At 68.3% G+C, this 25,973-nt stretch carries 23 protein-coding genes; 6 read left to right on the top strand and 17 right to left on the bottom strand.

What is annotated here, in order from left to right; translation table 11 throughout:
* Positions 1-154: 154 nt before the first annotated feature.
* A complete protein-coding gene (locus VAPA_RS19605; RefSeq protein WP_021008503.1) occupies positions 155-499 on the top strand; it encodes a hypothetical protein in 345 nt (114 codons plus the stop codon).
* A gap of 27 nt (positions 500-526) precedes the next feature.
* Here the strand turns inward: VAPA_RS19605 and VAPA_RS19600 are convergent, their stop codons facing one another.
* The 10 genes from VAPA_RS19600 to VAPA_RS19555 form a co-directional block, all read right to left on the bottom strand.
* Positions 527-991, bottom strand: a complete 465-nt coding sequence (locus tag VAPA_RS19600) for a GNAT family N-acetyltransferase (protein ID WP_021008502.1) — start codon at positions 989-991, stop codon at positions 527-529.
* 51 nt (positions 992-1,042) lie between these two features.
* Complete coding sequence (locus VAPA_RS19595) at positions 1,043-1,987, bottom strand: CobW family GTP-binding protein (RefSeq protein ID WP_230558896.1); 945 nt, start codon at positions 1,985-1,987, stop codon at positions 1,043-1,045.
* Positions 1,988-2,015: 28 nt separating this feature from the next.
* Positions 2,016-3,692, bottom strand: a complete 1,677-nt coding sequence (locus VAPA_RS19590; RefSeq protein WP_021008500.1) for an amidohydrolase — start codon at positions 3,690-3,692, stop codon at positions 2,016-2,018.
* A complete protein-coding gene (locus VAPA_RS19585) occupies positions 3,689-4,726 on the bottom strand; it encodes an ABC transporter ATP-binding protein (RefSeq protein ID WP_021008499.1) in 1,038 nt (345 codons plus the stop codon). Before VAPA_RS19585 ends, VAPA_RS19590 begins: the two co-directional genes overlap by 4 nt.
* Positions 4,723-5,778: an ABC transporter ATP-binding protein gene (locus VAPA_RS19580; protein ID WP_041946168.1), complete on the bottom strand. Its 1,056-nt coding sequence runs from the start codon at positions 5,776-5,778 to the stop codon at positions 4,723-4,725. The genes VAPA_RS19585 and VAPA_RS19580 overlap by 4 nt, the downstream gene beginning before the upstream one ends.
* Entirely contained in the window at positions 5,775-6,677 is a 903-nt protein-coding gene (locus VAPA_RS19575) for an ABC transporter permease (protein WP_021008497.1), read from the bottom strand. Before VAPA_RS19575 ends, VAPA_RS19580 begins: the two co-directional genes overlap by 4 nt.
* Complete coding sequence (locus tag VAPA_RS19570) at positions 6,674-7,648, bottom strand: ABC transporter permease (RefSeq protein WP_021008496.1); 975 nt, start codon at positions 7,646-7,648, stop codon at positions 6,674-6,676. Before VAPA_RS19570 ends, VAPA_RS19575 begins: the two co-directional genes overlap by 4 nt.
* An 11-nt stretch (positions 7,649-7,659) precedes the next feature.
* Positions 7,660-9,258: an ABC transporter substrate-binding protein gene (locus VAPA_RS19565; RefSeq protein WP_021008495.1), complete on the bottom strand. Its 1,599-nt coding sequence runs from the start codon at positions 9,256-9,258 to the stop codon at positions 7,660-7,662.
* A gap of 227 nt (positions 9,259-9,485) precedes the next feature.
* Positions 9,486-10,934, bottom strand: coding sequence for an NAD(P)/FAD-dependent oxidoreductase (locus VAPA_RS19560; RefSeq protein ID WP_021008494.1), 1,449 nt, complete (start codon positions 10,932-10,934; stop codon positions 9,486-9,488).
* Between the two features lie 27 nt (positions 10,935-10,961).
* Positions 10,962-11,381 (bottom strand): nuclear transport factor 2 family protein, encoded by a 420-nt coding sequence (locus tag VAPA_RS19555; RefSeq protein ID WP_021008493.1) that lies wholly within the window; start codon positions 11,379-11,381, stop codon positions 10,962-10,964.
* A 118-nt stretch (positions 11,382-11,499) separates the two neighbouring features.
* Between VAPA_RS19555 and pdxR the strand changes: the two genes are divergently transcribed.
* The 4 genes from pdxR to VAPA_RS19535 all read left to right on the top strand — a co-directional run bounded on the left by pdxR (position 11,500) and on the right by VAPA_RS19535 (position 16,428).
* Positions 11,500-13,020: a MocR-like pyridoxine biosynthesis transcription factor PdxR gene (gene pdxR, locus VAPA_RS19550; protein WP_021008492.1), complete on the top strand. Its 1,521-nt coding sequence runs from the start codon at positions 11,500-11,502 to the stop codon at positions 13,018-13,020.
* A 714-nt stretch (positions 13,021-13,734) separates the two neighbouring features.
* Entirely contained in the window at positions 13,735-14,757 is a 1,023-nt protein-coding gene (gene tauA, locus VAPA_RS19545; RefSeq protein ID WP_021008490.1) for a taurine ABC transporter substrate-binding protein, read from the top strand.
* Positions 14,758-14,762: 5 nt separating this feature from the next.
* Complete coding sequence (locus tag VAPA_RS19540) at positions 14,763-15,551, top strand: taurine ABC transporter ATP-binding protein (RefSeq protein WP_021008489.1); 789 nt, start codon at positions 14,763-14,765, stop codon at positions 15,549-15,551.
* A complete protein-coding gene (locus VAPA_RS19535) occupies positions 15,544-16,428 on the top strand; it encodes an ABC transporter permease subunit (protein WP_021008488.1) in 885 nt (294 codons plus the stop codon). The genes VAPA_RS19540 and VAPA_RS19535 overlap by 8 nt, the downstream gene beginning before the upstream one ends.
* Here VAPA_RS19535 and VAPA_RS19530 read toward each other — a convergent pair.
* From VAPA_RS19530 to VAPA_RS19510, 5 genes are all read right to left on the bottom strand, one after another.
* A complete protein-coding gene (locus tag VAPA_RS19530; RefSeq protein ID WP_021008487.1) occupies positions 16,340-17,368 on the bottom strand; it encodes a LysR family transcriptional regulator in 1,029 nt (342 codons plus the stop codon). The genes VAPA_RS19535 and VAPA_RS19530 overlap by 89 nt on opposite strands.
* A 70-nt stretch (positions 17,369-17,438) precedes the next feature.
* The gene (locus VAPA_RS19525; RefSeq protein WP_021008486.1) at positions 17,439-18,746 is read right to left on the bottom strand and encodes a c-type cytochrome; all 1,308 of its coding nucleotides are present in this window, start codon (positions 18,744-18,746) and stop codon (positions 17,439-17,441) included.
* Positions 18,743-21,001, bottom strand: a complete 2,259-nt coding sequence (locus VAPA_RS19520) for a xanthine dehydrogenase family protein molybdopterin-binding subunit (protein WP_021008485.1) — start codon at positions 20,999-21,001, stop codon at positions 18,743-18,745. The genes VAPA_RS19525 and VAPA_RS19520 overlap by 4 nt, the downstream gene beginning before the upstream one ends.
* Complete coding sequence (locus VAPA_RS19515) at positions 20,998-21,501, bottom strand: (2Fe-2S)-binding protein (protein WP_021008484.1); 504 nt, start codon at positions 21,499-21,501, stop codon at positions 20,998-21,000. The genes VAPA_RS19520 and VAPA_RS19515 overlap by 4 nt, the downstream gene beginning before the upstream one ends.
* A 186-nt stretch (positions 21,502-21,687) precedes the next feature.
* Positions 21,688-21,909 carry a DUF1059 domain-containing protein gene (locus VAPA_RS19510; protein WP_021008483.1) on the bottom strand — a complete coding sequence of 74 codons (222 nt, stop codon included), beginning with the start codon at positions 21,907-21,909 and terminating at the stop codon, positions 21,688-21,690.
* A gap of 255 nt (positions 21,910-22,164) precedes the next feature.
* On the opposite strand from VAPA_RS19510, the gene VAPA_RS19505 reads away from it, so the two are divergent.
* Positions 22,165-22,650 (top strand): helix-turn-helix transcriptional regulator, encoded by a 486-nt coding sequence (locus VAPA_RS19505; RefSeq protein ID WP_021008482.1) that lies wholly within the window; start codon positions 22,165-22,167, stop codon positions 22,648-22,650.
* Positions 22,651-22,951: 301 nt separating this feature from the next.
* Here VAPA_RS19505 and VAPA_RS19500 read toward each other — a convergent pair whose 3' ends face one another.
* Entirely contained in the window at positions 22,952-24,265 is a 1,314-nt protein-coding gene (locus tag VAPA_RS19500; RefSeq protein ID WP_021008481.1) for an MFS transporter, read from the bottom strand.
* A complete protein-coding gene (locus tag VAPA_RS19495) occupies positions 24,262-25,920 on the bottom strand; it encodes a GMC family oxidoreductase (RefSeq protein ID WP_021008480.1) in 1,659 nt (552 codons plus the stop codon). Before VAPA_RS19495 ends, VAPA_RS19500 begins: the two co-directional genes overlap by 4 nt.
* Between the last annotated feature and the right edge of the window lie 53 nt (positions 25,921-25,973).

Here is a 25,973-nt window from a genome sequence, read left to right as displayed (position 1 = left end):
TGCGCCGCGTGCGCACATGAGCGGTGCGCCCCTTCTCCCGGGAGACAAGCGTCCCGCCTGTGCGCGCCGCAACCATGACAAAGCGCCTGCCGATGCAGGCCGGGCTGCGCCTTGTCCTACAGGCGCCGCGCCGCTCAGCCGCGAGGATCGGGGCATGAGCAAATCGATCTTTGCGTGGGTAGGCGCGGCCGCCTGCTGCGCAGCCGCCACCGCGATGGCGGAGCCGGTGAAAGTGCCCCTCGACAGCGACGACAAGGGCACCATCTACGTGGCACCCAACGTCAATTCCACCGAAACCTCGGCCTACACCAAGGGCGCGACGGTCGGCGTGCAGCGGCCCGACGGCAGCGGGAGCTACATCGGCACCGACACCTCCACGCCGCGGCCCACCTACTCGCTGGGCGCAAGCACGGGAGGCAACGTGTCGCTCACGGGCGGCGTGCTGACGGATGGCAAGGCCAACAACGGCGTGAAGGCCGGCGTGACCATCAAGTACTGATCAGGACCGATCTTCTTCAGCAGATGTTCAGACGAAGGTGCTGTACACGATGAACCCATCGTGCGTGGCAACCTTGTCGTAGAGCGCGCGCCCGGCGGTGTTGGTCACCTGCGTCTGCCAGTACACGCGGTGTGCGCCCACGCCCTTCACGTGCGCGCAGACGCCTTCGATCAGTTGCCGCCCCACGCCCCGGCCGCGCTCCGAAGGCAGCGTGAACAGGTCCTGCAGGTAGCAGTTCGGCTCGATGCGCGTGGTGCTGCGGTGAAAGAGATAGTGGGTGAGGCCCACCAGCTGGCCGTCGCGCTCGGCCACCAGCGCGTGCACCGGCTCGTAGGCATCGAAGAAGCGCTGCCAGGTCACCCGCGTGATCTCGTCGGGCAGGGCGGTGGGGCCTTCGCGCTTGTAGAAGGCGTTGTAGCCGTCCCATAGCGGCTTCCATGCCGCGTAGTCATCGGGCGCCGGGGGGCGAATCAGGAGGGAAGAGGTCGTCATGCGTCGGTTGCCTGCACGTTGAAAAAACATGCGATTGCAACACGGCCCGGCTCAGCGCGCGAAGAATTGCTCCAGTGCCTGCACGGGCAATCGACGCCGCAGGCCGATGGCGACCACGCCGGCGCGTGCGCCCCGCGGCGGCCTTGCCTTGCGCAGCGAGCCATGGCGGCCGGCGAACTGGATCTCGGACCATTCGTCGCCGCCCGCGCCTTGGCCGGTGCGCAGCAGGCCCTTGAGCCGCAGCACGCCTGGCGGCATGTCGCGCAGCCACGCGCGCAGCAGCTCGGCGGGAATGGCGGCCGCGGGCTGTGCGCTCCAGGTCTGGAACATCGCGCCGTGGTCGGAGGCGTGGTGATGGGCGTGATCGTGGTCGCGTTCGCACCCGCTTGCGCAGGGCTCGCGGCCGGCGGCCGGCAGCGGCAGGCCCGACAGCAGCGCGAGCGGCACCGCCGACTGGGTGGCTTCGATGCGCGGCGTGCCGGGCGCGGTGGCCTCGGCCCACGCGTTCGCTTCCGCAAGTGCGGCGGCGTCTGCGAGGTCGGCCTTGTTGAGCACCACGAGGTCGGCGGATTTCACCTGCCGCGCCAGCGTGTCCGCCAGCAGCACGTCGTGCGCCTGCTGCACCGCCGCGGCGGCATCGACCAGCACGATCACGCCTTCGAGGCTCAGCTCGGGCGCGGCCATGCCGATCTGCGCAATGCGCCACGGGTCGGAAACGCCGCTGGCCTCGATCACCACCGCATCGAAGGGCGTGGCCGACTCGATGACCTGCACCAGCGCGCGGCCCAGGTCGTCTCCGATCTGGCAGCACACGCAGCCATTGGTCAGGGCGAGCGTCTCGCCGTGCGTGGCGGCGACCAGTTCGGCATCGATGTTGAGCGCGCCGAAATCGTTCACCAGCGCCGCGATGCGCAGGCCCTGCGCCTCGCGCAGCCAGCGGTTGAGCAGCGTGGTCTTGCCCGCGCCCAGGAAGCCGCCGATGACGGTGAGCGGCAAGCGTTTCTTTTCCTGCGTCACGCGGGGCTCAATTTTTCTTCGCCTCGAATACCCGGCCCGACAGCACCGTGCCCCACACGCGCGCATCCTTCAGCGCCATCGGGTCCATCTCCAGAGGATCGTCTTCCAGCACGCAGAAGTCGGCGCGCTTGCCGCATTCGATGCTGCCGATCTCGCCGTCGAGCTTCAGCGTCCAGGCCGCGCCGAGCGTGATCGCGTGCAGCGCCTGCGGCACCGTGATGCGCTCCGATTCGCCGAGCAGCCGGCCCTTGGGCGTGATGCGGTTCACGGCGCACCAGGCAGTGAAGAGCGGCCCGAGCGGCGTGACCGGCGCATCGGAATGGATGGCCAGCGGCACGCCGGCCGCCAGCGCGCTGCCGCAGGCATCGAGCCGGTTCGCGCGGTCGGGGCCCATGGTCATTTCGTAGTGCTGGTCGCCCCAGTACCAGATGTGGTTGGCGAAGAGGTTCGCGCTGAGGCCGAGCGATGCCATGCGCCGGAACAGCGGCGCATCGATCATCTGGCCGTGCTGCAGCGTGTGGCGGTGGTCGGGGCGCGGCGCGCGCGCCAGCACGCGCTCGATGGCGTCGATGGCCACCTCGCTCGCCTCGTCGCCGTTGGTGTGCGTGTGGATGGTGAGCCCCGCGCGGTGATAGGTCTCGAAGTCGGCCTCGTACTGCGCGGGTGCCGTCACCCAGATGCCGTTGGGCGCGCCGTTGAAATGCCCCGGCCAGCGCAGCCGCGCCGAGAAGCCCTGGATCGAACCGTCGAGCATCATCTTCACCAGGCCGTAGCGCAGCCGGTCGGTGCTGCGCGGCACCAGGGCCCTCACATGCTCGGCGCCCAGTGCCGCGCCGTGCGTGCCATGGAAGGCCTGGAAAGCCGGCAGGATGCGCACGCCGAAGCCCTCGTCGCGCGTCGCGCTCTCGAGCACGCCGCAGTCTTCGTCGCTGAGCTTGTTGACGAGGTCGGTCGCGGTCGTCACGCCTTGCATGCAGGCCAGGCGGGCGAAGGAGCGCACGCCGGCCTCGGTCATCGGTGCGAGCAGGCCGGCATTGCCGATCCTGCGCAGCACCAGGAACATCGCGGCCGGCTCCTGCAGCTCGCCGGTGGGCTCGCCCGCCATCTCGCCGGCAGCGAACTTGACCACACCCTCGACCTCGTTGTCGCGCGTGATCCCGGCGATGCGCAGCATGGCGCTGTTGACGTTCATCAGGTGGCCGTTGGCGTGGCCGATGACCGCCGGCCGCGTGGCACTGGCACGGTCGACGTGCGCCACCGTCATGCGCTCGCCGCCGAAGTAGATGGGGTCGAAGCCCCAGGCGATCAGCGGCTCGGTGTCGGGGATGCCTTCGGCCGACATCTGCGCGGCAACTTCGCAAAGGCGCGCCACCACGTCGTCCATCGAGCGCAGGCCGCTCCACACCTTGCCTTCGGGGTCGCGCCGGTCGAACCAGCCGAGGTACGTCCAGTCCCACATGCTGCCTTCCTTCAGGTGGCAGTGGCCCTCGACCAGGCCCGGCATCAGCACCTGGCCGGCAAAGCGCTCGTCGAGCACGAATGCGCCCCAGGCCCGCATGTCCGCGAGCGTGCCCACGGCCAGCACGCGGCCGTCGCGCACCGCCACGTGCGTGGCGTGCGGCTGCATCGGGTTCATGGTGATGATCTTGCGCGCGGGGTAGACGGTGGTGATGTGGGTACTCATGGCAGGTCGGGAACCGAAAGAGGAGGAAGGGCCATGCCGTCGACGATGTCGACACGCCTGCAGCGTACCCAATGATCGGGCGCCACTTCGCGCAGCGGCGGCAGCTCGGCCGCGCAGGCCGGCTCGGCCACGGGACAGCGGCCGGCAAAGCGGCAGCCGGGCGGCGGATTGATCGGGCTCGGCGGATCGCCCGAGAGCTTGATGCGGCTGGCGGCGCGGCGGCGGCCGCCGCCCACGGTCGGCACGGCCGACATCAGCGCCACGCTGTAGGGGTGCAGCGGCCGCGCGAAGAAGCTGCGCCGCGGCGCGCGCTCCACGATCTGGCCGAGGTACATCACGGCGATGTCGTCGCAGATGTGCTCTACCACCGCCATGTCGTGCGAGATGAAAAGGTAGCTCAGCCCCAGCTCGCGCTGCAGCCGCACCAGCAGGTTCAGTATCTGCGCCCGGATCGCGATGTCCAGTGCCGACACCGGCTCGTCGCACACCACCAGCTCCGGGTTGGTGGCCAGCGCGCGCGCAATGTTGATGCGCTGGCGCTGCCCGCCAGAGAACTGGTGCGGGAACAGGTGCTGCTGCTCGGGCCGCAGGCCCACGGCCTCGAAGAGCTCGGCCACGCGGCGCGTGCGCTCTTCGGGCGTGCCCACCTGCATCAGCTCGAGCGGGGCGCGCACCGTGGCACCGGCGCGCTCGCGCGGGTTCAGCGAGGAGAACGGGTCCTGGAAAATGATCTGCATGCGCGTGCGCGCCTGCCGCAGCGCCTCGCCCTGCAGCGCACCCAGGTCGGTGCCGCCCAGGCGCATGCGGCCCGAGGTGACGGGCGAAAGCCGCATCACCGCGAGCGCGGTCGTGGTCTTGCCCGAGCCTGATTCGCCCACCACCGCCAGCGTGGTGCCGCGGCGGATCTCGAACGAGACACCGTCCACCGCCTTCACCACTTCCGCGGGCTTGCCCCAGCGTGCCTTGCCGCGTGCGAAGTGCACCTTGAGATCCTCGACCGAGAGCAGCGTGTCGGTCTTGCCGATGAATGTCATGCGGCCTCCTTCATGCGCGCCTGCGGCGCCTCGACATGCAGCCAGCAGGCGGCGCCGTGCGGCGCGCCCGTGCCTTCGCCTTCTGCAGGGCCTTCGAGCGCGAACATTGGCGGCGCCTCTGCGGCGCAGCGCGCCATCGCATGCGGGCAGCGCTCGCGAAACGCGCAGCCCCGGCCCAGCTCCCAGATCGACGGCACCACGCCTGCGATCTCGGCCAGTTCCGGCCGCGCGCCGTCGCCGAAGGCCGCGCTGCTGCCGAGTTCGGGCAGGCAATCGATCAGGCCGCGCGTGTAGGGATGGCCCGGCTGCGAAAGCACCTGTTCGGTGCTGCCCTGTTCGATCACGCGGCCCGCATACATCACCATCACGCGGTCGGCCATTTCGGCGACCGCGCCCATGTCGTGCGTGATGAGCATGATGGCCGTGCCCTTCTCGCGCTGCAGCTCGCGCAGCAGGTCGAAGATCTGGGCCTGCACCGTCACGTCCAGCGCCGTGGTGGGCTCGTCGGCAATCAGTATGTCGGGCCGGCAGGCCAGCGCCATGGCAATCATCACGCGCTGGCGCATGCCGCCCGAGAGCTGGTGCGGATATTCGTCGACGCGCCGCTCCGGCGCCGGAATGCCCACCTGCCGCAGCATCTCGATGGCACGCTCGCGGGCCGCCTGGGCGTTCATGCCCGCATGCAGACGCAGCGATTCGCCGATCTGGTCGCCCACGGTGAACACCGGATTGAGCGAGGTCATCGGCTCCTGGAAGATCATCGAGATGCGGTTGCCGCGCACCTCGCGCATGCGTGCGTCGGTGGCCTGCACCAGGTCTTCGCCCTGGAACATCACGCGTCCGCCGCTGATGCGGCCCGGCGGCGAGGGAATGAGCCGCAGCAGCGCGAGCGCCGTCATGCTCTTGCCGCAGCCCGATTCGCCGACCACGCACAGCGTCTCGCCGCTGCGGATCTCGAAGTCGACGCCATTGAGCACCAGCGCCTGGCCGCGGCGGGTCTTGAATTCGACGTGCAGGTCCTGCACGCGCAGCAGTGGGTTGCCGCTCATCATCTTTCCCTCAGCTTGGGGTTGAGGGCGTCGTTGAGCCCGTCGCCGATCAGGCTCACGGCCAGCACGGTGACGAAGATGGCCGCGCCGGGAAAGGCCACCGCCCACCAGCACGACAGCACGTACTGCCGGCTGGAGCCGATCATCAGGCCCCAGCTCATCTGGTTCGGGTCGCCCAGGCCGAGGAACGACAGCCCCGCCTCGAACAGGATGGCCGCGCCCACGGCCAGCGTGGCCGACACCACCAGCGGCGGCAGCGCGTTGGGAAGGATCACCTTCCAGATGATGCGGGCGTCGCGCGCGCCGATGGCCCGCTCGGCGCGCACGAACTCCAGGCCGCGGTATTTCATGAACTCGGCGCGCGTGAGCCGTGCGGTGCCGGTCCAGCTCACGATGCCGATGGCCAGCGTGACCGTCACCAGCGTGGGCGAGAACAGCGTGACCACCACCATCGCGAACAGCAGCGCGGGCAGCACCTGGAAGAACTCCGTCACCTTCATCAGCGCCGCGTCGACCTTGCCGCCGTAGTAGCCCGCGAAGGCACCCAGCGTGATGCCGATCAGCACCGACAGCAGCGCGGCCACCGCGCCCACCAGCAGCGTGGCGCGCCCGCCGTAGATCAATGTCGTGAGCACGTCGCGGCCGAGGTAGTCGGTGCCGAGCCAGGCCTCCTCGCTGAAAGGCGGCGTGAGCGGCGCGGCCTTGATCTCGAAGGGGTCGGCCGGATGGAGCCAGGGCCCGGCGATGGCCACCGCCAGCATCGCGAGCAGCATCGCCATGCCCGCAATGGCCGCGGGATTGCGCAGGAACATGCGCATCGCCTCCATGCCGGGGTGCTCGACGCGCAGGGCCGGCCCGGCAGGTGCGGCAGAAACGGAAGGCAGCGTTGCGAGCTTGTTCATGAGGCCTTGATCCGCGGATCGATGAAGCGATAGCACAGGTCGGTGAGCTGGTTCATCACCACCACCACCACCGAGGAGAACAGCAGCACGCCGAGGATGGTCGGGTAGTCGCGCCGCAGCACCGACTCGAAGGCCAGCCGGCCGAGGCCCGGCCAGTTGAACACCGTCTCCACCAGGATCGCGCCGGCCAGCACGTTGCCGAACTGCAGGCCCAGCACCGTGACCACCGGCAGCAGCGCATTGCGCAGCGCATGCTTGTAGAGCACCACGCGGTCGGCCAGGCCCTTGGCGCGCGCGGTGCGGATGAAGTCGGAGCCCAGCACGTCGAGCATCGACGAGCGCGCGAGCCGGCTGTACTGCGCGAGATACACCAGGCTCAGCGTGAGCGTGGGCAGCACCAAGTGATGCGCCACGTCGAGCACGTCCTTGAGGCCGCCGCCGGTCGAGTCGATGGCGCGCAGGCCCGCCACCGGAAGAATGGGGAACACCGAGGCCAGCAGGATCACCAGCATGATCCCGAGCCAGAACACCGGTGCCGCAAAGCCCACCAGCGACAGCACCGTGATGAACTGCGACAGCCAGCCATTCGGCTTGCGCGACGACAGCACGCCCAGCGCGGTGCCGACGAAGAAGGCCAGCAACACCGAACTCAGCACCAGCAGCAGCGTGGCCGGCACGCGCTCGGCAATCATGCTTGTCACGGGCAGGTTGAAGAAGTACGAGTACCCCAGGTCGCCCCGCGCCACCTTGCCGAGGTACACGCCCAGCTGCACCGGCAGCGACTCGTCGAGCCCGTACTGCGTGCGCAGCTGCGCCATCAGCTCGGGCGACATGCCGCCGCTGGCGCCGGCAATGGTTTCGACCGGGTCGCCCGGTGCCGCGTGCACCAGCACGAAGTTGAGCACCACCACCGCGAGCACCAGGCCCAGGGCCTGGAGCAGTCGCGAGGCGGCATAGCGCAATGTGCCCATGTCGTGCCGCCTTACTTGAGGTAGACCTCGTCCAGCGGCGACAGCGGCCCCCAGATGGTGGTCGGCACGTTGCCCACCTTCTTGCTGGCGATGGTGTGGTAGGGCACCTGGTTGATGAACTCGATCGGCAGCTCGTCCGTCACGATCTTCTGGAACGTGGCGTAGTAGGCCTTGCGCTGGGTCGGGTCGGCCAGGCTGCCGGCGGTGTTCAGGAGCTCGTCGACCTTCGGGTTGGCGTAGGACTGCGTGTTGGTCCACACGATGGGCTTGATGTTGGTCGACAGGTAGGTGCGGTGCACGCCGATGATCGGGTCGCCCCAGTTGAACACCAGGTCCATCGACATGTCGAAGTCGTGCGAGGCCAGGCGCTTGGCCCAGGCCGGGAAGTCGGCCGAGGCGCGCACCTCCACCGCGATGCCCACCTTCTTGAGCTGGCCGCGGATGTACTCGGCCACGTTCTTCTGCTGGTCGTCGCCGCCGGGCAGGTAGTCGATGGTGAGTTTGAAGCGCTCGCCGCCGGCGCCGGCTTTGTAGCCCGCGGCGTCGAGCATCTCTGCCGCCTTCTTCAGGTCGAGCGGGTAGCGCACCAGGTCGGGCACGGCAAAGGGGCTGCTCGCCACCAGCGGGCCGTCGGACACCGTGGCAAAGCCGCCCATCAGCGCCTTGGTGATGAAGTTCTTGTCGATGGACGTGGCAATGGCCTTGCGCACCTGGACGTCGGACAGCGGCTTTTTCGCGGTGTTGAAGGCCAGCCAGTTGAGCGGGCCGATGCCGTCGTAGCCCTTGGAGGTGAGCGACACCTTCGGGTCGTTGGCCAGGCGCTTGAGGTCGGTGGGCAGCGTGGCAAAGGGCAGCATCTGGACGTCGCCGCGCTCCAGGCCCAGCACCAGACTGGCCATGTCGGGCGTGACGTTGAAGATCACCTTGTCGAGGTACGGCTTGCCGGGCAGGAAGAATTTGTAGAAGCGCTCCAGCACGATGCGCTGCGAGGGCTTGAACTCGGTTACGCGGAACGGGCCCGAGCCGATCACGTCGGTGGTGTTGCGCGGATGGTTCTTCAGGTCCTGTCCGTCGCCGTAGATGTGCTTGGGAAGAATCGGGCACAGCGCGGGCGACATCGCCAGCACGATGGCCGGGTGCGGCACGCTCATGCGGATGATGGCGGTGTACGCGTCCGGGGTGTCCACCTTCTCGACCGGGCCGAGCATGGTGGCGAAAGGGTGGTTGGCCTTGATGGCCATGACCGAGAAGGCCACGTCGGCCGAGGTGATGGGCTTGCCGTCATGGAACACGGCATCCTTGCGCAGCTTGAGCGTGAGCGACCTGGCGTCGTCGGCCAGCTTCCACGATTCGGCCAGGTAGGGCTGCGGGTTCCACTTGTCGTCGAAGCGCAGCGGGCTCGCGAAGACCTGCGTCGATGGCATGGCGGTGGCAATGCCCGATTGCACCGCGCCGTTGAGGTGCCGCGGCGTCTGGGTGCTGCCGATGACCAGCGTGCCGCCGCGCCTGGGCTCTTCGGCGGCGGAGGCGGGCAGCGGCAGCAGGGTGCTCGCGGTCATCAGCGCGGCCGAGACAAGGGTGGCGCGGCGCGTAAGGCGGAGAAGGGGCATGACAGGACCTCTGGAAGTTCGACACAAGGCAGGCGGACTGATTCGGCCCGTGGGCCTTGCGCTCGAAGATAGGCGCTTGCCCCGTGCACGCGAAGAGCCAGCCGCGCGCGACCTGCAGGGCCAGAAGCCACGGGTTTGCCCCGTTGTGCGGCGGTGCGATGCGCCACTTCGGTGAATGCGCACCGCGCGCGCACAACCCCGCGGCCTCGTCGGCCGGCCGACGCTACTTACTTCTCGTCGCGCAGCCAGTACCACTTGTAGAGCATGCGCTGGCCGATGCGGCGGAACGGCGCGAAGGCGGGCGATTCCACCAGCCCCAGCACATTGGGGAAGGGCAGCGCCGACTTGTAGATCGGAAGCTCGAACACGTCCTTGCCCGTGTCCTTGCCGGCCACGCGCTCGGCCAGCCGCTTGCCGGCCCAGGTCGAGAACGACACGCCGTTGCCGCCATAGCCCACGGCATACCAGATCTTCCTGTCCGCCTCGGGCTGCGTGATGCGCGGCATCATGTCGTGGCTCATGTCGACCCAGCCCCACCACGAGTAGTCGATGCGGATGCCCGCGAGCGGCGGAAACTTGCGCGCGATGGCATCGGTGAGCAGCTTCAGGTGCACCGGGTGCTCGGCGTCGGCGCCGCTCACCGAGCTGCGGCTGCCGATCTGCAGCCGGTTGCCCTTGAGCAGCCGGTAGTAGAAGCGCAGCGTGCGCGTGTCGGTCAGGAAGGTCAGCGACCTGAAGTTGGTGGCCTGCAGCTCGGCCTCGGTGAGCGGCCGCGTGACCACCGAGTTGGAGAGGATCGGCATGATGCGGTTCTTCAGGAGCGGACTCAGCGCCTGCCCGGTGTAGCCGCCGGTGCACACGGCCACGCGGCGCGCGCGCACCACGCCGCCGGGCGTTTGCAGGTGGTGCACGCCGTCGATGGTCTGCCAGCCCTGCACGGGGCTCGAGGTGTGCACCTTCACGCCCAGCGCGCGGGCCTTGCGCATCAGGCCGAAGGTGAACTTCAGCGGGTGGATGCCCACGCCTTCGGGCTCGAACATGGCGCCGGCCGCCTCGCGTTCGTCGCAGTAGTCGCGCCGCACCTCTTCGGCCGTCAGCATGCGCGTGGCGTAGCCGAACTGCTCGCGCATCACGCGCGCCTCGGCTTCGAGCACCGCGAGCTTTTCGGGCCGGTGCGCAAGATAGAGATGGCCGCCGTCGAAGGCATCGCAGTCGATCTGCGTCGTGAGCTGCTTGAAGTTCTCGAAGCCGCCGCGGATCTCGGCGTCGAGCCGCCTGGCGGTGTCGAGGCCCCAGCGCTGGATCCACTGCGAGCGCTTGAGCCGGCCGCTGGCGTTCTGCCCCTGGCCGCCGCTGCGGCTGGAGCAGCCCCACGACGCCTGGTTGGCCTCGAGCACCGTGGCCTGGATGCCATGCTCCTGCGCCAGGTAGAGCGCGGTCGACATGCCGGTGGCGCCGGAGCCGATGATGGCCACGTCGACATCGATGTCGCGCAGCAGCGGGCCGTCGTCTTCGGGCGGCGTGCCGGCGCTGGCCACCCACCAGGTGGGCGCGTAGGCGCGGCCGGCGCCGGGATCGGGCGCGACCAGCGGGTCGTAGCGCGGGTCGTAGGGCCGGCTCGCGGGCTGCGGCTGCGGTTGCGAGGCGGAGAAAGAAGCGGTGCCGGACACGGTCATGATGCGGGGGCTCCCGGAACGGCTGGCCTAGCGGGCCGCCGGCAGGTTGGGGCGAGCCTTGCGGAACACGTTCTTCAGGTGGATCTTTCCGCCCCTGAAGGTGAAGACGTCGATGCCGTCGGTCTCGATGCGGCTGCCGTCGGCCGCGGTGCCCGTGAAGGTCCACTGCGAGGTGCCGAAATCGCCGTGCACGAAATGCCGGCCATCGGTCCACTGCGCATCGGGCACCGCCTGCCATGCCGCCGCGAAGGCCTTGCGCACCGCCTCAGTGCCCACGTGGCGGGTGCCGCAGGCGTCGGGGCCGGCGGCGGTCTGGAAGATGCAGTCCTCGGTCATGAAGCCCATCAGCGCGTCGATGTCGTGGCGGTTCCATGCATCGCTGAACGCGGCCAGGGTTTCGGTGGTGACGGAAGAAGAGGAGGATGAGGAAGAAGGCTGTGCGGTCACGCGGGAGCTCCGGGATTGAATGCCGCAAGCGTAGGCAGCCCGCCGCCCGCGCGATAGGGCCAGATGCGGGGATTCGACCGAGCCAGAACGCCGCGCTTGCCCTAAACTGCGGCGCACCATGGCCAACCCTAGAGCTACTCAATGGGCGCAGCTCTTCGCGCTGCCCGACCAGCCCGCCTTGCCGCTGCAGGCCCGTCTGCGCGCCGCCGTGGTGCAGGCCATCCTGGAAGACCACCTGAGCGCCGGCGCCTCGCTGCCCTCGTCGCGCGAGCTTGCCGCGCTGCTGGGGTTGAGCCGCAACACCGTCACTTCGGCCTACCTGCAGCTGATCGACGAAGGGTTTCTGGAAGCGCGTCCGCGCAGCGGCGTGTTCGTGGCGCGCAACGCGCGGCCGCTGTCGGCTGCGCATGCCGAGCCGCTGGTGGGCCGTAGCGGCCAGGCCAGCCAGCCGCCCGACTGGTCGGGGCGCGTGCTGCGCTCGCTGCTCGACAAGCCCACGCTGTCGAAGCCTGACCGCTGGCGGGACTATCCGTTTCCGTTCGTCTACGGCAACTACGACCCGCTGCTTTTCCCGACCGAGGATTTTCGCGAGTGCTGTGCGCGCAGCCTGGCGCGCTCGCAGCTGCCGCATTGGACGCCCGACTTCGAGACCGACGACGTGCCCGACCTGATCGAGCAGATCCGCACGCGCTTGCTGCCCAAGCGCGGCGTGTTCGCGCTGAAGGAAGAAATCCTGGTGACGCTCGGCGCGCAGCACGCCTACTACCTGCTGGCCGATGCACTGTTCGACGAGCACACCCGCGTCGGCCTGGAAGAGCCCGGCCATCCGCATGCGCGCAACAGCTTCTCGATGCGCAACCCCAAGTGGGTCGAGGTGGCCGTGGACGAGGAGGGCCTGGTGGTCGATGCGCTGCCCGCGGCCGACTACCTCTTCGTGACCCCTTCGCACCAGAGCCCGACCACCGCCACGCTGAGCCTGGAGCGCAGGCAGTGGCTGCTGCGCAAGGCCGAGCTGCAGGACTTCGTGATCATCGAGGACGACTACGAGGCCGAGAACCTGTACGAAGGCACGCCGATGCCGGCGCTCAAGAGCCTGGACAAGACCGGGCGCGTGATCTACGTGGGCTCGGTCTCGAAGAGCCTTTCGCCTGCGCTGCGGCTCGGCTTCATCGTGGCGCCGCGCGCGCTGATCAAGGAGCTGCGCGGCATACGGCATGCGATGGTTCGGCATCCGAGCGCCTTTCTGCAGCATGCGTATGCGCTGTTCCTTTCGCTGGGGCACCACGAGTCGCATGCGCGGCGGGTGAACCATGCAATGCAGGAGCGGCTTGCGCTCGCGGCCAAGGCGCTGCGCGAGCATCTGCCCGAGTTCGAGTTCACGCTGCCGCAGGGCGGGGCGTCGATCTGGGTGCGGGCGCCGGCGTGGGTCGACGCGGGCGAGTTGTCGCTGATGGCTCGCAGCCATGGGGTGCTGATCGAAGCGGGGGATGTGTTCTTTGCGAAGCCGCCTTATCCGTGTCCGTTTTTTCGGCTGAGGTTGTCGTCCATTGCGGCTTCGCAGATTTCGTTGGGGATTCAGGCCTTGGGGATGGCTGTTGGGGAGTTGGCGTTGGCTCGGGGGGAGTTGAGGGCGCATTGAGTTCCGGGGCCGGGTCTCGCCCCGGCGGGCGACCTACGTTTCTTTGCTTCGCCAAAGAAACGTAGGCAAAAGAAAGGCGACCCCACTGTCTGCGACCCTCCGCTTCGCTGCGGGCAACCTGCGGTGCTCACGTTTCGCGGGGTCTCGCCCAAACTCGCTTCGCTCAAACAAGGGCGAGCCCTGATCCGCGAAACGCTCCGCTCCTCGGCGCATACAGAGGGGAGGGCAAACCACACGGGCCTTTGCTTCGCTCGGCCACCAGGCCACCGCAGGCGCGCAGCGCCTGCGGTGGTTGGTATTGGGCTGTTGGTGTTGGGGCCGAGCGAAGCGAAGGCCGCCCGCTTCCACCCCTTCTGGCTGCGCCGAGGAGCGCAGATGGAGGCGGGGTCAGGGCCGCAGCTGTTTGAGCGAAGCGAGTTCTGCGGACCCCCGCCGGAGTCGAGCACCGCAGGTTGCCCGCAGCGAAGCGGAGGGACGCAGACAGTAGGGGTCGCCTTTCTTTGCTTACTTTCTTTGGCGAAGCAAAGAAAGTGAGTCGCCCGCCGGGGCGAGACCCGGCCCCCGAACCCCAAAAAACGCACCGCTCCCGTGCACTCGCACCAGAACAAGGGTATTCACCGACAAGCTGGCTCCATACCCCCCACAGCGCTGGTACTTTCTGCAAAGAGACAACAGGTGCAAAGTCCGCCCAGATTCACCCACAGGAGAAAACAGATGACCATGCCCCGACGTCTTTCCCTGAAATCCGCAGCGCTCGCAGCCGCCGCGATGCTGATGATGATGAGCAGCGGCGCCGCGTTCGCGCAGCAGGCCAAGGAGCTCACCTTCGCCCACCAGGACATGCTGGTTCCCTTGCGCCTCGTCATGGAGTCCGGCGAGGTCGAAAAAGCCACGGGCTACAAGATCAACTGGCGCATGTTCTCCGGCGGCGGCGACGTGATCCGGGCCATGGCGTCGGGCGACGTGCAGATGGGCGAAACCGGCTCCAGCCCGCTCACGGCCGCGGCCAGCCAGGGGCAGGACATCAAGCTCTTCTGGATATCGGCCGACATCGCGAATGCGGAAGCGCTCATTGCGCGCAACGCCTCGGGCATCAACAGCATGAAGGACCTGGCCGGCAAGAAGGTGGCCACGCCGTTCGTCTCGACCGCGCACTACCAGCTCATGGCCGGCATGAAGATGGACGGCGTCGACCCCAAGAGCGTCAACGTGATGAACATGCGCCCGCCCGAGATCGCGGCGGCCTGGGAGCGCGGCGACATCGACGCCACTTTCATCTGGGATCCGGTGCTTTCCAAGATCAAGGGCACGGGCAAGACCATCGCCACCTCGGGCAGCATCGGCAAGCGCGGCGCGCCCACCTTCGAGGGCATCGTGGTCAACGCCAAGTGGGCCGCGGCCAACGAACCGTTCATGATCGCCTTTGTGAAGGCGCTCAACCGCGCGAACGAGGAATACAAGGCCAGCGGCAAGAGCTGGACGCCCGATTCGCCGCAGACCAAGGCGATGGCCAAGTGGACCAAGGCCGATCCGAAGGACGTGTCGGCGGCGATGGCGCTCTACACCTTCCCGACCATGGCCGAGCAGGTCTCGCCCACGTGGCTGGGCGGCGGCGCGGCCAAGGCGATGGCGGGCACGGCGGCGTTCCTGAAGGAGCAGGGCCGGGTGCAGGAGGTCAAGCCCGACTACAGCGCCTTCGTGACCACGGCCTATGTCGAGAAAGCCATGGGGAAGTAAGCCGCATGCCAACGCTCGACATCCGGGACCTCACGGTCAACTATGCCGTCAAGGGTGGCACGCTGCAGGCGCTGGCGCCGGTCAACCTCACGATGCGCGACGGTGATTTCGTCGTGGCGCTCGGCGCATCGGGCTGCGGCAAGACCACGCTGCTCAACAGCATTGCGGGCTTCCTGCCGCCTTCCACCGGCGACATCCTGCTCGACGGCAAACCCGTGGTCGGCCCCGGTGCCGACCGCGGCGTGGTGTTCCAGAAGCATGCGCTGATGCCGTGGCTCAACGTGCGCGACAACGTGGCGCTGGGCTTGCGCCTCGCCGGCTTGGGCAAGGCCGAGCGCGACCGCATCGCGGAAGAAAAGCTCGCGCTCGTGGGCCTGCAGCAGTACGCGGAGCGCGCGGTGTACGAACTCTCGGGCGGCATGCAGCAGCGCGTGGGCATTGCACGCGCGCTGGCCAGCGACCCGGCCGTGCTGCTGATGGACGAGCCCATGGGCGCGCTCGACGCGTTCACGCGCGAACAGGTGCAGGAGATCCTGCTCAAGGCCTGGTCCAAGTCGAACAAGATGGTGTTCTTCATCACCCATTCGGTCGAGGAGGCGCTGTTCCTGGCCACGCGGCTGATCGTGATGAGCCCGAGTCCGGGGCGCATCTCGCACGTGTACGACGAGGTTCCGTTCTCGCGCCAGTTCCTGTCGCATGGCGATTCGCGCAAGGTGAAGTCGGAGCCCGAATTCATCCGCATGCGCGAAGAGGTTCTTTCGATCATTCATCATCGCGAGGCTGCACATGCCTGAGGCCACCATCGCAACGCCTGCCGCCGTCATGACACCGCCCCCCAAGCCCGCCGCACCGCCGCCTCCACCGGCCGGCGCCAAGCTCAAGACCAGCGCCTTCAAGGTGCCGGGCGAGGGCTCGAGCGTGACCATCAGCGTGGTCACGGTGGCGGCGCTGGTCGCGCTGTGGTTCCTGGTGACCAACATGGGCTGGGTCAAGCCGCTGTTCCTGCCGACGCCGCAGGCGGTGTTCCAGCAGTTCTACGAATACCTCACGGGCCAGGCCAACGACAAGCCGCTGTGGCAGCACTTCCTCGCGAGCATGTTCCGCGTGTTCTCGGCGTTCCTGCTGGCCTGCATCACCGCAATTCCGGTGGGCATTGCGATGGGCATGAGCCGCTTCTGGCGCGGCATCTTCGATCCGCCGCTGGAGTTCTACCGGCCGCTGCCGCCGCTGGCCTACCTGCCGCTGATCATCATCTGGTTCGGCATCGACGAGCTGCCCAAGGTGCTGCTGATCTTCCTGAGCTGCTTCGCGCCGCTGGCGCTGGCCGCGCGCTCGGGCATGCGCAGCGCGTCGCAGGAGCAGATCAACGCCGCGTATTCGATGGGCGCGAGCTACATGCAGGTGATCCGGCACGTCATATTGCCGTCGGCGCTTCCCGACATCCTGGTGGGCATGCGCATTGCCATCGGCTTCGGCTGGACCACGCTGGTGGCGGCCGAGATGGTGGCGGCCAACATGGGCCTGGGCCAGATGGTGCTGAACGCGTCGAACTTCCTGCGTACCGACATCGTCATCATGGGCATCATCGTGATTGGCGTGGTGGCCTATCTGTTCGACCTGCTGATGCGGTGGCTCGAGCGGCGTCTGGTGCCCTGGAAAGGGCGCATGTAGACGAAGAAGCCAGCACCTGCGATGCGGGCGGCAGGGGCGGCATCGCGGGCGGATTGCCGTGCTGAACCATCGACTGCTCGAGAAAGTCGAGCATGGTGCGCATCGCGGCGCTGTTGTGCCGGCGCTGCGAGTAGGCGGCATACAGCCAGTGGTCGCGCGGCATGTGCTCGCGCAGCACCGGCACCAGCGCGCCGCGCTCCAGGTGCGACTGCGCCAGCGGCTCGGGCACGTAGGCCACGCCAGCGCCGCGCAGCGCCAGCTCGATGAGCGCGACGGCATCGTTGGCCTCCATGCGGCTGTGCACCGGCACGTCGACCGGCTTGCCGGCGATCTCGAAGGGCAGGTGGGTGGTGGGCTTGGCCGAATAGCTCAGCACGTCGTGGCGGCCCAGGTCTTCGGGCACCCTGGGAATGCCGCGCCGGGCCCAGTAGGCCGGGCTCGCGCAGACCACCATGTCGAACGGCACCAGCCGGCGCACGATCAGGTTCATGTCGTCGATGCGCCCGCCCGTCAGGTGGATGTCGATGCCTTCCTCGATCAGGTCGATCTCGCTGTTGGTGAACACCAGGCTCACGTACACGTCGGGGTAGAGCTTGATGAACTCGGCGATCACGTCGGACAGCCAGCCCGCGATCAGCCCGTGCGGCGCGCTCATGCGCAGCCGCCCCTGGGGGTGCGAGCCGTGGGCCTGCAGGTCGTTCAGCGTGTTCTCGGCCATGGCCACCAGCTCGGTGCTGCGGTCGAGCAGCACCTGGCCGGCATCCGTCAGGCTCAGCGAACGGGTGGAGCGGTTGAGCAGGCGCACGCCGCTGCGCGTCTCGAGCTCGGCCACGTAGCGGCTGACCGTGGCCTTCGACATGCCGAGCGAAATGGCTGCGCGGGAGAAGCTGCGCCGGAACGCGACTTCACGGAATGTTTTGATGAGATCGAGGCCGTCCATGGTGGACGCATTGTTCCAGCATCGGGGGAGGGGCCGCAGGCCGTAGGGGCATCCCCCCGGTTTCGCCTCTCTAGCGTGCGCGCTGCTTCGCCACGAACTCCGGGGTCACCGTGCCCTGCTTGTTCCCGAACTGCGCGATGACGTAGTTGGCGAGCGCCGCGACCTCGGTGTCCGTGTAGGCCTTGCCGAACGCCGGCATGTAGACCTCCTGGTCGCGCACGCGCATCTTCACGCCTTGCAGGATCATCTGCGTGACGTTGGAGCCGTCCGGGTCGTTCACGCCGCGCGTCCCCAGCAGCGACGCGTTGGTGCTCTGCTGGCCTTGTCCGTTCCATTGGTGGCAGCTCGCGCACGCCGCCGCGAAGAGCCTGAGCCCTTGCTCGTGGCCCTCTGCCGTGTTGGCGGCGGGCGCTGCCGCGCTCGCGGCCACGGCCCATGGCGCCTTCGCATCGACTTCGATCGGGTTTTTGCCGGCCTTCGCGGGCACCGTGCGCAGATAGCTCACGAGCGCCGAAGCGTCCTCCGGCTTCAGGTACTGCAGGCTGTGCTCCACCGCCTCGCCCATCGGCCCCGAGGCCGAGCTGCGGCCCTCGGCGTGGCCGGTCGTCAGGTACGAGGCAATCTCGGCATCGCTCCAGGCGCCGATGCCGTTCTTCGCATCCGAGGTGATGTTGTAGGCGCGCCAGCCCTGGATCGATTCGCCCGCAAGGTTGTTGCCCGCATCCATCGCGAAGGCGAAGTTGCGCGGCGTATGGCATTCCGCGCAGTGGCCGAGCGCCGTGGCGAGGTATTTGCCCTGGTTCCACGCAGGCGGCTTCGACGCGTCGGCCTCGAAGCGGCTGCTCTTGAAGAAGGCCGCGTTCCAGAAACCCATCGCCCAGCGCTGGTTGAACGGGAAGCCCAGGTCGGCCTCCCTGTTCGGCTGGCTCACCTTGGGCAGGCTGAACAGGTAGGCCTTGATCGCGAGCACGTCATTGCGGCTCAGCGCGGTGTACGAGGTGTACGGGAACGCCGGGTACAGGCGTTTTCCGTCCGCGCGCACGCCGTCGTGCAGCGCGCGCACGAAGTCGTCGTCGCTCCATTTGCCGATGCCCGTTTCCGGGTCCGCGGTGATGTTCGACGAGTAGATCGTGCCGAAAGGCAGCACGAAGGGCAGGCCGCCCGCGAAGGGCTGTCCCTTGCCGCCGGGCACCGTGTGGCATGCGATGCAGTCGGCCGCCTTGGTGAGGTATTCGCCGCGCACGAGCAGCGCTGCAGCGCTGGGCGCGCCGGCCAGCACCGGTGCCTCGCCTTCGGACTTGTCGGTGCGGTTCAGGAAGAAATACAGCGCCGCGCCCACGACGAACACCGCCACCAGCACGTTGAATAGCCGCTTCATGCTGCGCTCCTTGCGTCGAGCCCGTTGGACCCGCTGAACCCGGAGTCGGCGATCTTTTTCTTCAGCGCCTCCTTGTCCTGCGCCAGCAGCGCACGGTTCACCGGCAGCGCGCGCAGTCGCACGCCCGTGGCCGCGAAGATCGCGTTGGCCAGCGCTGGCGCGGCGATGGCGGTGCCGACTTCGCCGAGCCCGCCGGGCGCTTCGCCGCTCTTGACGGTGTGGACCTCGACCGGCGGCGCTTCGTTGATGCGCAGCATCCGGTAGTCGTGGAAGTTGCTCTGCTCGATGGCCCCCTCGCGCAGCGTGATCTCGCTGAAGAGCGCCGCGCTCAGCCCGAACAGCAGCCCGCCCTGGATCTGCGCCTCGATGGAACCTGCGTTCACGGCAATGCCGCAATCGACCGCGACCACCGCGCGCCGCATGCGCACTTCGCCCTGCGGCGTGACCTCGGCCTCGACGATGGCGCACACGCGGCTGCCGAAGGCATCGCCCACGGCCACGCCGCGCCCGACGCGCGCCGCCAGCGCGCCTTGGCCCCAGCCGATCTTGCCGGCCGCCAGGTCGAGCACCGCGAGCGTGCGCGGGTTCTTCTTCAGCATGGCGCGCCGGTAGGCCACGGGGTCTTTTTTCGCGCGGTGCGCCAGCTCGTCGATGAAACTCTCCATCACGAAGAGGTTGTGCGTCGGCCCCACGCCGCGCCACCAGCCGACGTTCAGGCCGCTCGGCATGTCGTGCCGCACCCACTCGACCTTGAGGTTCGGCAGGTCGTAGCAAGGCTCGGCGACGCATTCGATCAGGTCGCTGTCCATGCCGTCCTTGCCCATGAAGGCGGGGGCCCAGCGGCCCAGCACCGTGCCGCCCGCGATGCGGTCGCCGAACCAGAGGATATGGCCGTCGCTGTCGACCACGGCCGAGATGTCGTCGTGGTACATCGGGCGCACGATGTCGTGGCGGATGTCTTCCTCGCGCGTCCACACCACCTTGAGCGGGTAGGGCACCTGCTTGGCGAAGGCCACGGCCTGCTCGACCGAATCGGTCTCCAGCCGTCGGCCGAAGCCGCCGCCCAGGTACTGGTTGTGCAGCACGACCTTGTCTTCGGCAACGCCCGCGATCTTGGCCGCGGCGCTCACGCAGCGCGTCGGCACCTGCGTGCCGACCCAGATCTCGCACTGGTCGGGCCGCACGTGCACTGTGGTGTTGAGCGGCTCCATGGTCGCGTGGGCCAGCATCGGCAGGTCATAGGTGGCCTGCACCAGCGTGCCCTCGGGCCGCTTGCCGGTTTCCTTGCCGAGGATGGCCTTGTCCTTCGCCAGCGCATTGGCCAGCGCCGCGCGCAGCTGCAGCGTGGTGAGCGCGGCGTTCTGCCCCGGCGTCCACTGGATGGTCAATGCATCGAGGCCCCGCTTGGCGGCCCAGAAATGCTCGCCCACCACGGCCACCGCGTCCTTGATGCGCAGCACGTCGATCACGCCGGGAATCGCGCGCGCCGCCTTGTCGTCCACCGAGGCCAGCACGCCCCCGAGCGTGGGGCAGGCCCTGACCGTCGCCACCTTCATGCCCGGCAAGCGGACGTCGATGCCGAACTGCGTGGAACCGTTGACCTTGCCGGCCGAATCGACACGCCGCAGCGGCTGGCCGATCAGCTTGAAATCCTTCGGCTCCTTCAGCGTCACTTTTTCCGGCATCGGCAGCTTTGCGGCCGCACTGGCAAGTGCGCCGAAGCCGAGCTGCCGGTTGGATGCCGCATGGCTCACCACGCCGCGTGCGACCGTGCAGCTCTCAGGGTCGACCTTCCACTGCTCTGCGGCCGCACTCACCAGCAGCGTGCGCGCCACGGCGCCTGCCTCGCGCAGCACGCCGTAGGTGCCGCGCGTGCTGGTCGAGCCGCCGGTGATCTGGCCGCCGAGCAGCGGCATGCCGTAGAGCGCCTCGTTCGGCGGCGAATGCTCCACGCGCACCTGGTCGAGCTCCACGCCGAGTTCCTCGGCCAGCAGCATCGCCGAGCCGGTGTAGATCGCCTGGCCCATCTCGGCCATCGGCATCACGAGGCGCACGCCGCCGTCGGCATCGATGCGGACAAAGGCATTCGGCGCGAATGCCGGATTGCCGTCCGCGAGCGCGGCGGCCGCGTCGCCCGGTTGCTGCCTGGGGCTGATCGCCGCAAAGGCCTTGCCCGCGCCGAACCAGGTGAAGGCCAGCGCCAGGCCGCCGGCCTGCAGGGCGCTGCGCCGGCTGATGCCTGCGGCGGGCTTCACGATGCGCTCCTGGCCGGCATGGCGACCACCGACTGCAGCACTTCGGCCTTGCCGGTCGCGGCCTGCTTGATGGCTGCGCGGATCCGCGAGTAGGTACAGCACCGGCAGACGTTGCCCGACATGGCCAGGTCGATGTCGGCGTCGCTCGGGTTGGGCGTGCGCTGGATCAGCGCGGCCGCCGACATGATCTGGCCGGACTGGCAGTAGCCGCACTGCACCACGTCGACGTCGAGCCAGGCCTTCTGGATGCTCTTGCCCGCAGGGGTCTGCGAGACGGCTTCGATGGTGGTGATGGCCTTCTTGCCGATCGAGCCGACCGGCAGCACGCACGAGCGCACGGGCTGGCCGTCGAGGTGCACGGTGCAGGCGCCGCACTGGGCGATGCCGCAACCGAACTTGGTGCCGGTCAGGCCGACGATGTCGCGCAATGCCCAGAGCAGGGGCATGTCCTCGGGCGCGTTGACGGCAACGGACTGGCCGTTGATGTTGAGATCGATCATGGGCCCTGCCTTTTCTCTGGGGTTCGCCGTGGGTGGCAGCGAACCATAGCGCGACTTCGGAAAGCGCGCTTGGCGGGCAGGGCAGCGATCGACCGGGTTGCCCGGACTTCATCGACGGGTGCTCATCGAAAGCACCCGAAGGTATTCATCGCCGTGCGGAGACGGCGGCCGAAACCCGCAGGAGCCTCAGGCGGGGGTCGCCTGCGCAGGCGCCTGCAGCGGCGGCGTGCCGGTCTTGAACATGCTTGCGAGCTGCGTGCGCAATTCCGGCGTGTCGGCATGGCCGTGGACGGCCACGGCGTGCTGGACGGCGGCTTCGAGCAGTTCGCTCTCGGAGTCGGCGGAGAGCGCGACACTGCAGTTCATCGTGCTTGGAAACTCGCGGCAGTCGATGTATTGGCGTGACATGGTGGCTCCTGGAATGTCCCTGCGGACGTGATTCGAAGGTCAGGCCGGTCGGAAGAGGGCTGGCCGGGGCTACCCATGCAGGCGTTAAGCCGTGTTTCGTCGATGGCCATGTGTATCCCCTCCGCCGGCAAGCGGCCTGAGCGCCCCCTGCCTGCCTATACTGCTTTGGTGGTAAAGGGCCTGCGAGCATCGTGCGTCTCGATGCGGGCAGGCGCCATACGCAGCAATGCGTATGCACCGTGAAAGGGGCATGCCATGACACACCTGACGCGCAACGACCGGGCGGGCGCGCTTCGCCTGCTGGAGCAGCTGGAGTCCGGGCATTCGCCGATGCGGCCCCATGGCGCCGGCAGCAACGGCGTACGCACAAGTCCGCGCATCGCCACCAAGGCACCGGGCCGCAGCGAGTTTCGCCGCGCCGCATGGCAGGCCGACCGCTACCGGCGCGCGGGGCTGGAGCATGCGGTGGCGGTGGCCTTCCTGTACCAGCTCGCCTGCCGCGCCGCGGCGCCGCTGCATGATGCGCCGCTCCCCGATGCGCCGCTGGCCGGCCTCACGCCGCGCGAGGGCGATGTCATGCACTGGCTCTCGCGCGGCAAGACCGACGCCGAGATCGCCGCGCTGCTGGAGATCAGCCCGCGCACCGTCCACAAGCATCTGGAGCATGTGTACGTGAAGCTGGGCGTCGAGACGCGCACGGCGGCCGTGGTGCGCGCGCTTGCCATGGGCAGGACCTCCTGAGAGCCTGTCTGGCGATCTGCTTGGGGTCGCGTTTGTTCGGGGCGGCGCTCCCGCCGACGGGGTACCTTGCTCCGCGAATGTCCTCCGGCCTGCGGCCTCCCCCTTGATTTCGCTGCGCAAGGCACCCCATCGGCGGGAGCGTTATGCGGAGCGGTTGTTGATCAGCGATGCACCGGCAGCGTGCCCTGGTGCACAGGGCATCGGGTGCTCCCCGCAGCGAAATCAAGGAGGAGTCGAAGGCGGGGGACATTCGCGGAGGGGAGTACCCGGTGGCCTGTGCACGCACCCTGAACTGATGCCCTCAGCGCGAGGCCACCGCCACCGGCGCGTCGGCCGGCGATGCGGACCGTCCGATCATCCAGGCGCACGCGGCCGACACCACGCCCGCGAACAGCACGTACATGCAGATCTGCCACGGCTGGCCGCCGCCCGACTTGAGCAGCGCGGTCGCGATGATCGGCGTGATGCCCGAGGCAAAGATGCCCGAGAACTGGTAGACGAAGGAGATGCCGGTGTAGCGCACCTTGGCGTCGAACAGGTCGCAGAACAGCGCCGCCTCCGGCCCGTACACCGAGGCATACAGGATGCCGAAGGGGATGATGATCGCGAGCCACACCAGCAGCACGCTGCCCCCGCTGTGCGTCATGAGCCAGAAGCCCGGAAACGCCGACACTGCCGTGACCAGCGAACCCCACATGTAGACCTTGCCGCGTCCCATCCGGTCGGACAGGCGGCCGAAGAAGGGAATGAAGAAGATCATCACCACGGCGGCGGCCATCACGCCCAGCAGCGCGTCGGTGCGGCTGATCTTGAGGGTGCCGGTGAGATAGTTGATGGAGAACACCCCGAAGATGTTGAAGAACACCCCATCAATGTAGCGTGCGCCCATGCCCTTGAGCACGTTGCCCGGGTAGCGCCGCAGCATGTCCATGAACGGAATGCGCAGCTCGGCGTTGCGCGCCTTCACGGCCGCGAACTCAGGCGTTTCCTGCACGTGGAGCCGGATGTACATGCCCACCCCCACCATCACGCCGGAAATCAGGAAGGCGATGCGCCAGCCCCATGCCAGGAACTGCTCGTCGGTCAGCAGCCACGACAGGAGCGCCACCACCCCCGAGGCCATGCACAGGCCGATGGCCAGCCCGATCTGCGGCAGCGACGCATAGAAGCCGCGCTTGCCCTTCGGCGCGTATTCGTACGCCATCAGCACCGCGCCGCCCCATTCGCCGCCCAGGCCGATGCCCTGCGCCACCCGAAGCAAGAGCAGCAGCAAGGGCGCCGCGATGCCGATCTGCGCATAGGTGGGCACCAGCCCGATCAGGAAGGTGGCCACGCCCATGATCATCAGGGTGATGATGAGCATGCTCTTGCGGCCGATCTTGTCGCCGAAGTGGCCGAAGATCACGCCGCCCAGCGGCCGCGTGACAAAGCCCACCGCGAACGTGGTGTAGGCCAGCAAGGTCGACACCACCGGGTCGCTGCCCGGGAAGTAGAGCTTGTTGAACACGATGCCGGCCACCACGCCGTACAGGAAGAAGTCGTACCACTCGATGGTGGCGCCCACCAGGGCCGATACCACCACCCTGCGAATCGCTTTCTCGTCGCTTGCGCTCATGTCTGTGTCTCCGATGTGGTTGTCGCGGCGGCTGCCGCTCTCACGTCCTCCCTGATCATGTCGACGGCCTTCTCGGCCATCATCACGGCGGGTGCGTTGGTGTTGCCCGACACCAGCGTGGGCATGGCCGAGCAGTCGATCACGCGCAGCCCGGCCACGCCGTGCACGCGCAGGCGCGCATCGACCACCGCGAGCGGGTCGCTGCCCATGCGGCAGGTGCCGGTGGGATGAAAGATGGTGGCGCCGTTGTTGCGGCAGAACTCCAGCAGCTCGGCGTCGCTCGCGGCTTCGGGGCCGGGCTTCACCTCGCGCTTCACGTAGGGCCGCATCGCGGGCGATTGCGCAATGGCGCGCGCCGCCTTCACGCCGGCCACGGTGGTGGCGCGATCGAGCTCGGTGGACAGGTAGTTGGGCTGCATCTCGGGCGGCTCGGCTGCGTCGAGCGAGCGGATGCGCACATGCCCGCGCGATTCGGGCCGCAGCTGGCACACCGACATCGTGAAACCCGAATACGGATGCACCTTGCCGCCTGCCATGTCGGCCGAGAGCGTGGCCACGTGGAACTGGATGTCGGGCGTGGCGGCCACCGGCCGGCCGTTTGCGTCCTTCAGCGCGCGCATGAAGCAGCCGCCCTGGTTGATGCCCACCGCGAGCGGGCCGGTGCGGTACATCAGCCATTCCAGGCCCATGCGCGCCTGGCCGAGCCAGGAGTTGAGCTGGTCGTTGGTGGTGATGGGCTTGCTGCACTCGTAGCCCAGGCGGATCTGCAGATGGTCCTGCAGGTTCTCGCCCACGCCGGGCAGTTCGTGAACCACCGGGATGCCCATGCGCTCGAGCAGCGCGCGCGGGCCGATGCCCGAGAGCTGCAGCAGCTGCGGCGACTGGATCGAACCGGCCGAAAGCAGCACCTCGGCGCGGCAGCGCGCGGTCTTCATGTCACCGCCCTGGCGGTAGCTCACGCCCACGGCGCGCCGGCCGTCGAACACCAGCCGGCTGGCCAGCGCATCGGTCTCGATGCGCAGGTTGGGCCGGTGGCGCGCCGGCACCAGGTAGGCCTTGGCCGTGCTGCAGCGCCAGCCCTTGTGCGTGGTGAGCTGGTAGTAGCCTGCGCCTTCCTGCTCGGCGCCGTTGAAGTCGCCGGTGCGCGGCACGCCGATCTGCTGCGCGCCGCCGATGAAGGCCTCGATGAGTTCGTGCTTCGCCGCGATGTCCGACACCTTCAGCGGCCCGTCGCCGCCATGGAAGGCACTCGCACCGCGCTCGTTGCCTTCGGAGCGGATGAAGTAGGGCAGCACCTCGTCGTAGCTCCAGCCCGCATTGCCCAGCGCGGCCCAGTGGTCGTAGTCCTCGCGCTGGCCGCGGATGTAGATCAGCCCGTTGATCGAACTCGAGCCGCCCAGCGTCTTGCCCCGGGGCCAGTAGATGCGCCGGCCGTTCATGTTCGGGTCGGGGTCGGTCTCGAAGCGCCAGTTGTAGGTGGGGCTCCACATCGTCTTGCCGTAGCCGATGGGCAGGTGGATCCAGAGCGACCTGTCCACCGGGCCCGCTTCGAGCAGCAGCACGCGCGTGGCCGGGTCTTCGCTCAGCCGGCCAGCCAGAACGCAGCCGGCCGATCCGGCGCCGACGACGATGTAGTCGAACTCTTCATCACGCATGCAGGGCACCCGGGGAGTGGAACAATCGCTTCGCTTGCTTGCATCCTAGGTTA

This window comes from Variovorax paradoxus B4, assembly GCF_000463015.1.
Lineage (GTDB): Bacteria > Pseudomonadota > Gammaproteobacteria > Burkholderiales > Burkholderiaceae_C > Variovorax > Variovorax paradoxus_E.
The sequence above is the reverse complement of the archived record's forward strand: the minus strand, read 5'-3'. Positions and strand labels throughout refer to the sequence as shown.